At 42.2% G+C, this 13460-nt stretch carries 8 protein-coding genes and 1 tRNA gene; 3 read left to right on the forward strand and 6 right to left on the reverse strand.

Going from position 1 to position 13460, the window contains the following annotated elements; genetic code table 11:
• Positions 1–43: 43 nt before the first annotated feature.
• From ACO6S0_RS11140 to ACO6S0_RS11160, 5 genes are all read right to left on the reverse strand, one after another.
• Complete coding sequence (locus ACO6S0_RS11140) at positions 44–2269, reverse strand: TonB-dependent receptor (RefSeq protein WP_422348456.1); 2226 nt, start codon at positions 2267–2269, stop codon at positions 44–46.
• Positions 2270–2320: 51 nt separating this feature from the next.
• Positions 2321–3598: a tetratricopeptide repeat protein gene (locus ACO6S0_RS11145; protein ID WP_422348457.1), complete on the reverse strand. Its 1278-nt coding sequence runs from the start codon at positions 3596–3598 to the stop codon at positions 2321–2323.
• A gap of 91 nt (positions 3599–3689) precedes the next feature.
• Entirely contained in the window at positions 3690–4466 is a 777-nt protein-coding gene (locus ACO6S0_RS11150) for a hypothetical protein (RefSeq protein WP_422348458.1), read from the reverse strand.
• A gap of 21 nt (positions 4467–4487) precedes the next feature.
• The gene (locus tag ACO6S0_RS11155; protein ID WP_422348459.1) at positions 4488–5180 is read right to left on the reverse strand and encodes a DUF4331 family protein; all 693 of its coding nucleotides are present in this window, start codon (positions 5178–5180) and stop codon (positions 4488–4490) included.
• Positions 5181–5378: 198 nt separating this feature from the next.
• Positions 5379–6347 carry a DUF4382 domain-containing protein gene (locus ACO6S0_RS11160; RefSeq protein WP_422348460.1) on the reverse strand — a complete coding sequence of 323 codons (969 nt, stop codon included), beginning with the start codon at positions 6345–6347 and terminating at the stop codon, positions 5379–5381.
• A 243-nt stretch (positions 6348–6590) separates the two neighbouring features.
• Here ACO6S0_RS11160 and ACO6S0_RS11165 point away from each other — a divergent pair, with 243 nt between their 5' ends.
• Positions 6591–7031 (forward strand): hypothetical protein, encoded by a 441-nt coding sequence (locus tag ACO6S0_RS11165; protein ID WP_422348461.1) that lies wholly within the window; start codon positions 6591–6593, stop codon positions 7029–7031.
• 409 nt (positions 7032–7440) lie between these two features.
• On the opposite strand, the gene ACO6S0_RS11170 is transcribed toward ACO6S0_RS11165, so the two are convergent.
• Positions 7441–7514 (reverse strand) — tRNA-Pro (locus ACO6S0_RS11170).
• Positions 7515–7758: 244 nt separating this feature from the next.
• Between ACO6S0_RS11170 and ACO6S0_RS11175 the strand changes: the two genes are divergently transcribed.
• Together ACO6S0_RS11175 and ACO6S0_RS11180 are read left to right on the forward strand one after the other, a co-directional pair.
• Positions 7759–10503: a T9SS type B sorting domain-containing protein gene (locus tag ACO6S0_RS11175; protein WP_422348462.1), complete on the forward strand. Its 2745-nt coding sequence runs from the start codon at positions 7759–7761 to the stop codon at positions 10501–10503.
• A gap of 207 nt (positions 10504–10710) precedes the next feature.
• Positions 10711–13455 carry a T9SS type B sorting domain-containing protein gene (locus tag ACO6S0_RS11180; protein ID WP_422348463.1) on the forward strand — a complete coding sequence of 915 codons (2745 nt, stop codon included), beginning with the start codon at positions 10711–10713 and terminating at the stop codon, positions 13453–13455.
• Positions 13456–13460 lie beyond the last annotated feature (5 nt).

Consider the following 13460-nt stretch of genomic DNA (forward strand, 5'->3'; position numbering starts at 1 on the left):
ATTAGGCTGGTGAAAATATCTTAAATATTGAAAAGTTTATTCCCTAAAAAGTATATTGAATACTTCCCTTGATAAAGAATGGGTTTCCTGGAGTAAAATGTATCTCTTCTATGGGTTGTGGCTCATTGCGTAGGCGTGAAACGGTTGCAAATTGGGTCTCGTTCCATGCTGTATCGAACAAATTTTGAACGGCAACACCCAAAACCAATCCTTTGTCCAATTTGTAGTTTACATTCATATCCACAATAAAATATCCCTCTGCAACAATGGAATTGTCCTCATTGGCAGGTCTGTCATCCAAATACCGATAACGTATTCCTCCAGATAATTTGTTCAATCCATTGATTGTTACTCCACCTGACATGGTCAAATCGGGTGCAAGGGGAATATAATCACTTCCGCTGGGCTCGTCCACACTTCTAGCTTTAGTATAGGTAAGATCGGAATTTAGGTAAAGCCAATTGTTAATTTGATAGCGAAGGCCAAAATCCATACCGTAGCGTTCCGTACGTCCGCTGGGCTCCACAATCCCAGCATCGCCGACATAAACAAATTCCTGATCTAGGTAGAGGTACCAAAGTGCCATATTGGCAAACCATTTTGGGCTGGGCCTAAAAATAGTACCTAAATCCAGTCCATAAGCGGCGGGAAGTACTTCTTTTCCATTTTGGGCCACCGAAACCCTACTGTCATTGGAATGAAAGCCAATACCGGATTTTAAAAAGAACTGTAGATTATCATTATGATCAAAAAGTAGGTTCAATTTTGGGGAGAGTCTTGTTTTTTTGACCCGTTGGTTCAGGTAATTCTCCTGAAGAGCATCAACATAGCCAAACTCAAAACGGTCCAACCGAACTCCTGGAACCAATGTAAACTTGCCAAACTCATAATTTGCTTCAAAAAAACTATATAGGTTGGTTTCCGTTACATCTCCCAATTGGATGTTTTCCAGCACTGTTCTTCTGTTGAGTGTATGCGAAAGTTCGTTTCCTTCAACAAAATCATAACGAAACCCTGCCCCGATCCGCAATGCCAAATTGGTGTTGCCCAATTCCATATTTCTGTTGATTACTGTGTTGAGGCCAAACAAGTTCCGGGATTCCTTTTGCTCAATCTGGTCACCATTTTCCCCATCCTCCAGAAAAAAGGTAAAGTTGGAAAATAGATTGAAATCATACTTGCCCAGGTAAGCGTTTGCCTTAAAAAAGCTATCCTTGTCCAACTGTTTTTGAAATTCAACATTGATATTGGCCCGGGAAGTGGTGCCTCCCTCGGTATCATCAATGGCACCGAACCTTGTAATAAGTCCGGCATCGACAGCGCGTTGGGGAATTTGACCTGATGCGTCCCAGGTACTTGTAAAATAGGAAATGGAAGTGGAGAGCGTGGTATTTTCCTTAAAACGGGCCGTATATTTTCCAAATAGGTTGATGCGGGAAAAGTTTTGGCTGCTTTCAAAAGGGCCATCAAAGCGCAAAAGCTCTGCCGCCACATAGGCATTCTCTTTTTTCTCCGAAATCAAATTGAACATGCCCAGACTGCGGTTCCACCCAAAATCACCATATTCAAAACGCACTGTATTTTTCTCCAATAGATTTTTTGTTTTAAAATCGACATGGCCCGCCGTGGCAAAATTTCCCTTTCCCGTATTGTATGGTCCTTTGTCAAAATCTATATGTTCAACGGTCTCAGGAATCACAAAATGGAGGTCGGAATAGCCTTGTCCATGTGCATGAGATACCATGTTCACGGGCATGCCGTCCACTGTGAGTGCAATATCGGTTCCATGATCTATATCGAACCCGCGTAAAAATAACTGCTCCGCCTTGCCTCCCCCCGCGTGTTGCCCAATGATGAGGCCAGGTACTTTTTGAAGGATTTCCTGGGAAGATCCCACGGGCTGCACCATCAAATCTATCTTGCTCAAGACGGACAGGGCATTGGTTTTTGGACTAATGACAACTTCACCAAGTTCCAAAGCGGTTTCTTGAAGCACAAGGTTCAGGCTTTTTCCAAAATCCTGTTCCCTTAAGGGAACACTTATCTTTTTAAAGCCCAATGCACCTATTTTTAAACTATCCCCTGGGCTTGTTTCTTTTATCTTGAACATACCCATTTCATTGGTATGGGCATGGGATTCAGAGTTCATGTTAAAAATGTAAGCACCTTCAATGGGCCTGTTGTACTCATCTATCAATTTTCCATAAATCTCTTGAGCCGTCATTTTGCCAAAAAGCAAAAAACAGCATAGCATACCAACATATTTCATCTTATAAGTTGTTTTGCATTTTACATTTGGGTGATTGCGGACAGGTTGGGGTTAAAGTGCGGCAATCCTGTCTTTGGATAGTGGCCCCAATTCGAATATGGCTCCCGTCAATTCTTCCTTTAGCGCGGCAACTTGGTCCACCATTCCCGAAGCTTTGTAAATCTCTGAAGCACGAAGAAGTACTGCGGGTTCAAAGGTTTTTCCCGTTACATATTCCTGAACAATTAGTAGGGCTTTTTTGGTATTGCCGATTTTCAAATGGGCGTAGGCCAATAAACTATAGGTTTCGGGTGTTGCCCTATTTTCCACTTCTTTTTGTGCCAAGTCAAGGGCCTTTTTGTAGGTTTTCATTTGCTCAATGTAGAATTCAATATTATGGGCATTGTACATGTCGCCATAGGATTCATTTTGTATCATTTTGTAATAGCTGTCAAAATTACGGGAAACGGCATAGGTGTCATTCATGAATTGGGCAATTTCAGCCTTCAACAAATAATAATCGGGAGAAATATGGTATTTGTTCACTGCATCCAGAATACGTAGTGCTTCCTCACCATTTTTTTCATGGGAAAACACGATCCATGCGATGCCCTTTTTTGCATAGGCATTGTCCGGATCCAACTCCAAAGTTTTTAGATAATATTTATAGGAATCTTCTATTCTTCCCGCGTGTCCATAATAATCTGCAAGGTTTGAATAGGTCCAAATCAGTAAGGGTTTGTTTTTTGCAGATGCTGCTTTTTGCATTGCCTTTTGCATAAAGGTGATGGTTGTGTCCAAATCCCCCCTATGATCGTTCCACTTGGCCACACGTATCAGATAACCAAAATCTGACATGTTTTTAATACTATCCAAATATTTGTGGGCCGTTTTATAATTGCCCAGCTCCATATGCACATCGAACAGCAAGCTTTGCGATTCGTTTAGACCACTTCCCAATTTTCTCGCAGATTTGGCCATTTTAAGAGCTTCCTTGAATCGGTGTTGGGAAATATAATTTCTGGCCAGGGCCCTGTAATACCCTGATTTATTGATTGCGGCAATTTCAACGGCTTTAGTTAGCGCCTTTTCCGCCTTTTTTAAAAATTTAATATCCCCCGTGTTTTTAAAGTATCTGTTGTACTCACTGGCCACATTACCAAAACTTAATAGCTGGGTGCTATCCGGGGTAATTTTGGAATTCCAAAGTTCAAAGTATTTGGATGTGGTCTTTGGCGCTTCCGTAATCAAATATTTTTTGTAGTCGTTTGGGTTGGTAGCAAATTCCTGCTCTTTGGTAGTGCATGAAATCACCATAAAAATTGTAACTAAAGTCAATACTAGTCTCATCTCCCTATTTTAATTATTTTGAACATTCCTTTTTACAAAAGGGAGAGAACATTAAGCTCTCTCCCTTTCTCCTCTTCATAGCCCCCATAAGCTATTCAGGGTTGCTTATATATGGGAAATCCGTTAGGACTTCCCCAGTAAATCCAACTCCGTCCGAAGTTAAACGGGGTAGATCTGCAGTCCCGTCCATGTTGGTGTCTTGACCGCTAAAGCGATCACCTTCGGCTCCTCCAAAAAAGAGGATCAAGGAAACATCAATGACATCATCCGTAAGTTTTCTTCCTGTCAACGCTATTTCATCTCCATCTGGCACTAGTATGCTACCATCATTGTCGTTATCGGTTCCGGGATCAAAATATGTAGTGGGCAAATCCGGGGCCACTTCCAAAATATCCGCAGCCAAAACCGTGGTCAAGGTTGCGGCATCCAACCCTAAAATATTGGCTTCATAATCCACATCTGCTGGATCAAGACCCAATTTTCCTGCGTAGACATCATGGTATTGTTCCAATCTTGCCTGAAAACCAGTTTGAAATGCAGCTACCATTTCAGATGGTATAGCCACATTATGGGCATCTTTGACACTCGGCTGCCCATCCATATCAAAGCTCAAAGTAGTGTTGATTCCAGGTCGTCCCATAAAATCCACTTGGGTATAAGTTCCGCTAAAATCTGGATCCATTGACATGGTCTCGCACGGTGTACAAGAGCCTCCGCAATCAATACCTGTCTCGTCGCCGTTGATAATGCCATCATCGCAAGTCGCATTAGGCACCATAGCCTGCATATCGTCATCGTTACTGCAGGAAGAAAAAGCGGCAACCAATACCAATGACCAAATCAGTTGTTTTATATTATCGTATTTCATTTTTGTCTTTTTTGGAATTAATTATTGTTTTCTATTTGATGTTACCCAAGTGTTGTACACTGTAAGTCCCAAAGCATTTGTAGCTGTTGGTGTGCCCAAAAGACTATTGGGGACTTCCACTACAATGGACATGGTGTTGGCACCGTCAAAAGTGTCTGCTGCATCTTCGGGAGCGGAAAACCCTCCCGGTGCTGAATCTGTGGCTGGATCAATGACGGCGTTGAACTGGAAAAAATCGAAAAAGAAAGGGTCTTGTCGTGGGCCGGCAAACAATGAAACTCCGTTTGAAGTAGTTTCCACAATTGCTGTTGTTCCGGAGATTTCAACATCTCCCAATGGCGAATCCGTTAATACCCCACTGTTCAGACCAGTCTGGTTTGGAGCTGCAGGTCCAAAAAAGTACATTCTTCCATCTCGTGGTATGGCTTGGACGACCATATCTTCCACTAAATCATCATCCAAATCAATGTTGATTTCCAATAGGACATCTTCATCAAAGGTGCCATAAGCAAGTTCTGGCAGGACGTTAGACTGTACGTCTACCACAAAAACTGTGTTGTCGGAACCTTCGGAAGGTTCAAAAGCATAGAAATCTGCTATGTCTGCCGTAGTACCCATAGATGAGGGCGCATCGATATGATCTGCAGCGAGAAGAATTAATCCGGTCACTACCAGCGTTCCCATCCCGATCAATAGCTTAGTTGTTTTTTTCATTTTGATTTTGTTTAAATTTTTACTCTTTGCCTTACCTACGGAGTATGGATGGGGAGGTTCTGTTTTATATGTTAAAATTTTGTTAATAAGAAATGAGGTCGTTACTTATCTTTATGAAATAAAAAAACCGCTGACAATGTCAGCGGTTTGGAGAATAACTACATCAAAATCATTGATGTGAGAACACTTTCTTCCGTATTATAGACTTCCTGTAATCAATATATTGGCTGTAAGTTCCACATTTGCATCTACCTGAAGGTTCAATAGGTTCAAGGATGCCACTGATTCAGCTGAGAGCATTGATGTGAACTCAAGTTTTCCATCGTCATCCTCATCATTGTAAGAAGCAAAATGCAGTTCATATTCGCCTTCTTCCAAAAAGCTTAACTGGTAGGACCCATTTGTTGAATTGACCACTGTACTGGTCACTGCATTTGCAAAACGTACATTGGACGAACCTTGTCCGTTGGCTTCTGTTTCCGCATTAAAAGATCCACGTTCATAAGCATAGACCACAATTTTTTCTGAAGTATTTTGGGAATCTGTTGCCGTACCCGAAATTGTTCCCGTTTTAAGGCGGTTTACAAGTCGTAGACTATTTTTAAGCTCGGCATTGGTCACAAAATCGAACTGATCCGATGAAGAACCTTCGCTAGCTATTATACTTTTTCTAAGGTCAAAATCAATTACCAATTGATTGGATATTCCTTGGACCACTTCAAAGGAATCATTGATATTGATTTCCTCCGAACTTGAAACCAATGCATGTTTTACATCATCAGCGGTTAGAATATAACATCCAGGGGAGTTGCCATCCACATCATTGGCGTAATCCAACACCAAACTGACGTTGGAATAGGTTCTGCTCTCCAAGTCAATGTTCCCCAAAATGGTAGTGTTACCGTTCTGAAGCGCTGAAACGTCTAATGTAGTTGCATTGAATCCTTCCACAGATTGACCATCCACACGTACATCGGTAATGGTCACAAATGCACCACTAACGTTGGCATTATCTATTGGGGCATCAGTAATTGACACCTGTGTACTATAGGTATCCTGTGAACTTCCATCATTATCCTTGGAGCAAGAACTTAATGCGATTAGGGAAAATACTCCTAATAGTAAACTGAGTTGATTCTTTTTCTTAAACAAATTAAAAGTTTTCATTATTACCAATTTTATGGGGTTTAAATCAGAAATATCTACGTAAGGATTTTCAAAAGGGTTCATTTTTTTTGATTTTTTTTCTCAAAAATTAACTCGATATATGTAGGTTGCCAACCATTAGTCTGTTATGGATTTTTGGATAATATTATTGGAGCAAAACTGTTATCAGAGCCCACCAATTCACACATTTACCTAACTATTACCCAATACGTGAAGGCTCTACGATTCTTATTTCGTGTTTTATTGTTCCTTGTAATTTTTGCTTGTTCCAGTGATTCTGATTCATCGGACACCGCTATCACAGAGGATAAAAATGTAGAGCCCGCTACTGTGGATATATCGGCTAACAGAAAATCTACTGGCGAATCTGCCAATGAACTACGATCCAGTGCGGTTTTTGATAAGCTTGCCGTGGAAATTATTTATGCAGCGGGTCTGGCTCTAAGCAATGATGCCCTGGACAACCTGAAAACCTTTCTTGAAGAACTTTTAAACAAGCCCGAAGGGATAGAAATAGTTCAAAAGCAAATTGATTCGCACGGTAAATCTGAATATTCCATTGCTAAAATCAGAAGTTTGGAAGACGACGTGCGAAAAGCGTATAATGTCGGTAAGAACATAGCTGTGAGTGGAATCTTTTTGGATGGTGAATACAATAAGAACACAGACAATGGAGGAAAATAAAAAGACTTAAGAAATTCCATTTAGGGAATATGGAATTCCAAGGTTTTGAAACAGTATTTTTAATCGCCAACCCTCCTCAGAGCAATTGAAAATACTCCAGAGGTATCATTTATGAAATTGGAGTCTCCTTTTCCCCAAATGATCTATTTTAAGTGTCTTGGTATGATAGACTGAACATATTCTGGGATAATGTAAAACAGTTTTAGATAAATGCAGCGTCGCATCTTCCCTCGAACCTAGTCTCGAAAGGCCCATAAACATTGGATTACCAAAAACATTTAAAAATTAGGTAACCTTTGAAGGTCATTTTAACACAAATTCAGTTCTTTTTTATGGGAATCTAAAAACAAAAAAAAACTCTGATAATCAGATGATTACCAGAGTTTAATTGTTAACAAAGTGTTAGAAGTCGGGATGACTGGATTCGAACCAGCGACCACACGCACCCCATGCGTGTACGCTACCAGACTGCGCCACATCCCGGTATTGACCTTCGGTCAACAATTTTCAATAAACAATACCCAATTTCCAAGTTTTACTGAACAAATTGGGAGTGCAAATATACAATTTGAACAGATTTATCAAACTATTCATTTCATCCATTTTTTTGGACATCCAACTGTTTTTGTCACCCAATTTCAATCCAGTAGTACGAATTCATTATATTTATTTTTGATAGCTACTCAAATTCAAGGATTTATGCTCCCTGTAGTTATCCAAATTGACCATGAAAAGAGCACTACTAATACTTATGGCATTTTGGACCGGTCTGGCTTTTTCCCAAGATAGGGAAGCTGCGATTTGGCACTTTGGACAGTTTGCAGGCTTGGATTTCAATAGTTTGGCCCCTCGTTCATTGGCAGGATCAGCCACAGATACTTTTGAGGGCACAACGACCATTTCTACCGAGGAAGGACGCTTGATATTTTATGCTGATGGAGAAAGTGCGCATAACAGCTCCCACAGGCTTATTTCAGGTAGTAGGTTCTTAGTAGGTAGTACCCGAAGTACCCAATCTGCGATTATAGTCCCGGACCCTTCCAATCCCACCAATTATTTTTTGTTTACCACGGACGATTACGAAACTGTGGACACTGTTGTATATACCGGCTCAGGACTGAACTATTATCATGTGGGAATGGCCGGTCCAGGTTCCATTAAGGACGAAGTCAACCATCTGGTAACCTATGATCCCAGCAACCGATTTGAAAGGGCACTAAAGTGCTCGCAAAAACTTACAGCTATCAAAGATCCATGTGAAGAGATTTATTGGCTTGTCACGCATTTTAAAAATTCATTTTATGCCTTTAAGATTGATGAAAATGGAGTGAACGAAACACCCGTGGTTTCTCAGGTGGGACCGGCCGTGGAACTCGGTCGACCCTTTATGAACTTTAAAGGGCAGATTAAAATGTCTCCGGATGGAACCCGTTTGGCCATGGCTAATTTTCAGAATGGGGTGGATAAGGAAAGTCACGCACCGGGTAGCCTATACGTTTTTGATTTTAACGTACTTACAGGAGTGGTCTCCAATGAGCAAAAATTAATGGATGACGATTTTGTGTTTGCTTATGGAGTGGAGTTTTCGCCAGATTCCAAAAAACTGTATGCCACTGTAAGCAGTTTTAACAACGGAAATGTGCCACCGAGTGGTTTTTTTAACAATGGGAGCATGTTGGTCCAAGTGGATTTAGAGGACAACAACAATTATCGGAAAATAGCCGATTCTCCTGTAGACCCCACGGACCTCCAACTGGCAATTGATGGCAAAATCTACCAGGCCCATATTCAAAGACGCTATCTTGGAGTTATCAATAATCCCAAGGAAATTGGAGCCGCATGCAACTATGTTGAAGATGGCCTTTCAATGGGTAGGGCAAGTCAAAAAGGGCTTCCAGCTTTTGTGCAATCTTTTTTCCAGGTGAGGGTTGAATACGAAGAAGCTTGTGTTGGGGACAATACAAAGCTCTCCACCAACTATCTCCCAGACCCTGATAATATTGAATGGGATTTTGGTGATGGCTCACCTGTATTGAATACTTTGGACAAATCACCTGAACACGTATATACCAGTGCAGGCACTTACCTGGTCTCTGCCACCATTACCAAAGGTGCGGAGGTGGAAACGTATACCAAAGAAGTGGAAGTAACCTCTTTACCCTTTGCTAACCCTGCTGAGTTGGTACAGTGTGACCCAGATGGCGATGGATTCTCAGAATTCAACCTATTTGAGGCAGCTTCTCTAATAAATGCTACAGTAGGACTCACCTACAGTTTTCATGAAACCGAGAGGGGGGCCAGGGCAAGTACCAGCGTAATTGCTAATCCAGAAACGTATTCCAATGCATTGGGCAATCAACTTTTTGTAAGGGTTGAGAATGACCTTGGATGTTTTGATGTCACCACATTGGACCTAAGAGTTGTCAGTACTGCCATACCAAGTGATTTTCAATTGGAGGTTAGGGCCTGTGACGATGGGGTGGACAACAATTATGCCGACGGCATTGGCACCTTTGACTTTAGTAGTGCAACAGGGGCCATAATGGCCCTGTTTCCTGCCAATAGCAATTTTGAAGTTAGCTATTATGTTTCTTCAGAAGATGCACTTTCAGAAACCAATCCGTTAGACCCAACACAATACCGCAATGTAGGGTCGCCTAACAGACAGGATATTTGGGTGCGGGTGGATGGAACCGATCAGAATGCCTGCATTGGATTGGGACAGCATGTAACTTTGGCTATTGATGAGGGACCCATTTTTGATTTAGAACCCTCCATTGAGGTTTGCCTAAACCAATTACCCTATCCCATAAGTGCCCGAAACCCGCTGGACAACTATACCTACGAATGGACGGACACAGAGGGAACTATCCTTGGCACCAATCAAAGTTTTGATATTCCAAGTGCTGGAACATATACACTTAAGGCAACCATGACAGATGGTACGGGATGTGAAGCCTTCAGTACAATAGAAGTCACAACCATAGATCCTCCGGAAATATTGGATGTAAAGGTGGATGGATTGGTCAGCTTACAAACCTCAGCCACCGTGGAACTTGCAAGCTTTGAAAATTTCGAATTCTCTTTGGACGACCCGCTTGGTCCTTTCCAAAGTAGCAACGTATTCCAAAATGTTCCTCCAGGAGTGCACATGGCCTATGCCAGGGATATTAATGGCTGCGAGGTGGTGGAATTCCAGTTTTCTGTTATTGGGCATCCTGCTTTCTTTACACCAAACAATGACAGTGTAAATGATTATTGGCAGATAGAGGGAATAAGCGCGGATATCCAATCCCAATCCATGGTCTACATTTATGACAGATATGGCAATTTCCTTGCACAAGTGGACGCAGCTTCCGAGGGTTGGGATGGCAGTTGGAACGGTAAGCCACTCCCAGCTTCAGACTATTGGTTCACGGTTTTCTTGGAAGATGGTAGGTCCTTCAAGGGCCATTTTACCCTCAAACGGTAAATCCCTTCCATTAATTTTACCTAAGTAGGCCTACAGAAGAGTTTTAAAACAATTTGCTTCTTAATCTAATCTGTTCATCCATAAAAATCGGATGAAAACCCATTTTTGTGCACCTCTTTATGCCCAAAACACTGAAATCATTATATTTAGAGTTGATAGCTATTTACTTTCATCACTATACGAAAGGAATAATACTCCGATTTCGCTATGAAAAGAACACTTACATTGCTCATGGCATGTTGGTTTGGATTGGTGTGTGCTCAAGATAGGGAGGCGGCCATATGGCATTTTGGCCAATTTGCAGGTCTGGACTTCAATAGCCTTGTTCCGCAATCCTTGGTCGGTAGCAGCATGGACACCTATGAAGGTTCTGCAACCATAGCTACCGAAGAAGGGAATCTTCTTTTTTACACTGATGCAGAAGTAGCCTACAATAGATTGCATAGGCGCATGCCTGGAAGTAGGGCGCTATCAGGGAGCAATTTCAGTACACAGTCCTCCATTATTGTTCCCAAACCAGGATTTCCAAATTTCTATTATCTTTTTATTACAGACGACTACGAAACGGTTGACACTATAGTTTGGAATGGCGATGGACTCAATTTTTTTGAGGTTAACATGACGGGGCCAGGAACCATCAGTAGCCGCGGGGCCCATTTGATTACCTATGACCCGGATAACCGATTTGAAAGGGCTTTGAAATGCTCCCAGAAACTTACGGCTATCAAGGATCCTTGTGAAGACATTTATTGGGTTATAGCACATTTTCATGACAAATTCTATTCATTTAAAGTGGATGAAAATGGGGTTAACGAAACACCCGTTGTATCACAGGTAGGTCCATTAATGTACTTAGGAGCCTATTCGGGAAATGCCAAGGGACAGATAAAGATGTCCCCTGACGGAACCAAACTGGCCATGGCCAACTTTATGAACAACGTGGATCCCAGCGGACACTCTCCGGGCAGCCTTTACCTCTTCAATTTTGATATTTTGACAGGTGTAATTTCCAATGCCCAACAGTTAATGGATGATGATTTTGTTTTTGCCTACGGAGTGGAGTTTTCTCCGGATTCCAAAAAATTGTATGCCACGGTAAGTAGTTTCAATAATGGTGATGTTCCCCCTAGCGGGCATGATAATGACGGCAGTATTTTGGTCCAGATAGATTTGGAGAGAAACAACGATTATCAAAAGATTGCAGAATCTCCAGTGGACCCCACAGCCCTACAGTTGGCCATAGACGGAAAAATCTATGAAGCGAATGTTCAAAGACGTCACCTAGGGGTAATCAACAATCCAAAAGAGCTTGGAGCGGCCTGCAATTATGTGGAAGACGGTTTACCAATTGGCAATAGCAGTTGGAAAGGACTTCCCTCCTTTGTCCAATCCTATTTTCAAGTTCGGGTTGAATATGAGGAAGCCTGTGTTGGCGACTTTACCAAACTCTCCACTAACTTTTTACCTGACCCAGATAACATTGCCTGGGACTTTGGAGACGGATCTCCCATTTTGAACACGATCGATAAATCTCCAGAGCATGTTTATTCCGTTCCTGGCACCTATCTTGTTACGGCCACCATTACCAAAGGCGCAGAAGTGGAATCCTATACCAAAGAAGTTGAAGTAACGGCTCTGCCCTTGGCAAATCCGGCCCAATTGGTGCAGTGCGATCCCGATGGGGACGGGTTTTCAGAATTTAATCTGTTTGAAGCGGGTTCCCTGATCAATGCGGCTGATGGACTCACTTTTAGCTTTCATGATAGTGAGCGAGGGGCAAGAGGTGGTTCCAGTCCTGTTGCCAATCCAGAGGCCTATTCCAATGCCTTGGGCTCCCAACTTTTTGTGAGAGTGGAAAATGAATTGGGCTGTTTTGGTGTTACTACACTGGATTTAAGTGTTGTAAGTACGGCCATTCCCAGTGATTTTAACATAGAGGTCACGGCATGCGATGATGGTGTCAATGACAACTATACGGATGGAGTAGGAACCTTTGAATTTAGCAGTGCTACCAACACTATTCTTGCCTTGTTCCCTCCGGGCAGTAATTTTGAAGTCAGCTATTATGCATCTGCGGAAGATGCCTTGTCAGAGTTGGAAGCCATAGACCCAATGCGCTATAGAAATGTACTATCTCCTGGTCAGCAGGATTTATGGGTGAGAGTAGACAGCGAAGATCAAAATGCCTGTATTGGACTTGGACAGCATATAACACTGGTTGTGGATGAAGGACCAATTTTTGATTTGGATTCTAATCTAGAGGTCTGTCAAAATCAGCTACCGTATTCCTTTGGTCCAACGAATGTCCAAGATGTTTATACCTATGAATGGATGGATGCCGATGGAAACATTTTAAGTACAAACCAAACTTTTGGCATTCCAGCCGAAGGAACCTATACCTTAAAGGCGACCATGACCGATGGCACTGGATGCGAAGCTTTCAAAACCGTGGAGGTCGCAACGATAGAACCCCCAGAGATTTTAACCGTGAATGTTGACGGATTGGTAAGCTTACAAACCACGGCAACAGTGGAATTGGCAGAATTTGGAGATTTTGAGTTCTCGGTAGATGCGCCTTTTGGACCCTTCCAAAGAAGTCACGTATTTGAAAATGTGGCTCCAGGGATCCATAAAGCCTATGCTAGGGATATTAATGGCTGTGAGGTGGTGGAATTCCAGTTCTCCGTTATTGGACATCCTGCTTTCTTTACTCCGAATAACGACAATGTGAACGACTATTGGCAAATCCAAGGTATCAGTGCAGATATCCAGTCCGGCTCCATTGTCTATATTTTTGATAGATACGGAAATTTCCTAGCTCAAGTCGATCCCGCTTCCCCGGGTTGGGATGGCAGCTGGAACGGCCAGCCCTTACCTGCTTCGGATTATTGGTTCAGTGTTTCTTTGGAAGACGGTAGGTCTTTCAAGGGTCATTTTACACTAAAGCGATAGCTTGA

The sequence above is a fragment of the Flagellimonas sp. genome (assembly GCF_965233845.1).
Classification (GTDB): Bacteria; Bacteroidota; Bacteroidia; order Flavobacteriales; family Flavobacteriaceae; genus Flagellimonas.

Excerpts from the sequence above, each read along its gene's own strand:
- ACO6S0_RS11140 (WP_422348456.1), bottom strand. The coding sequence starts at position 2,269 with ATGAAATATGTTGGTATGCTATGCTGTTTTTTGCTTTTTGGCAAAATG.
- ACO6S0_RS11180 (WP_422348463.1), top strand. The coding sequence starts at position 10,711 with ATGAAAAGAACACTTACATTGCTCATGGCATGTTGGTTTGGATTGGTG.
- ACO6S0_RS11150 (WP_422348458.1), bottom strand. The coding sequence starts at position 4,466 with ATGAAATACGATAATATAAAACAACTGATTTGGTCATTGGTATTGGTT.
- ACO6S0_RS11145 (WP_422348457.1), bottom strand. The coding sequence starts at position 3,598 with ATGAGACTAGTATTGACTTTAGTTACAATTTTTATGGTGATTTCATGC.
- ACO6S0_RS11175 (WP_422348462.1), top strand. The coding sequence starts at position 7,759 with ATGAAAAGAGCACTACTAATACTTATGGCATTTTGGACCGGTCTGGCT.
- ACO6S0_RS11160 (WP_422348460.1), bottom strand. The coding sequence starts at position 6,347 with ATGAAAACTTTTAATTTGTTTAAGAAAAAGAATCAACTCAGTTTACTA.
- ACO6S0_RS11155 (WP_422348459.1), bottom strand. The coding sequence starts at position 5,180 with ATGAAAAAAACAACTAAGCTATTGATCGGGATGGGAACGCTGGTAGTG.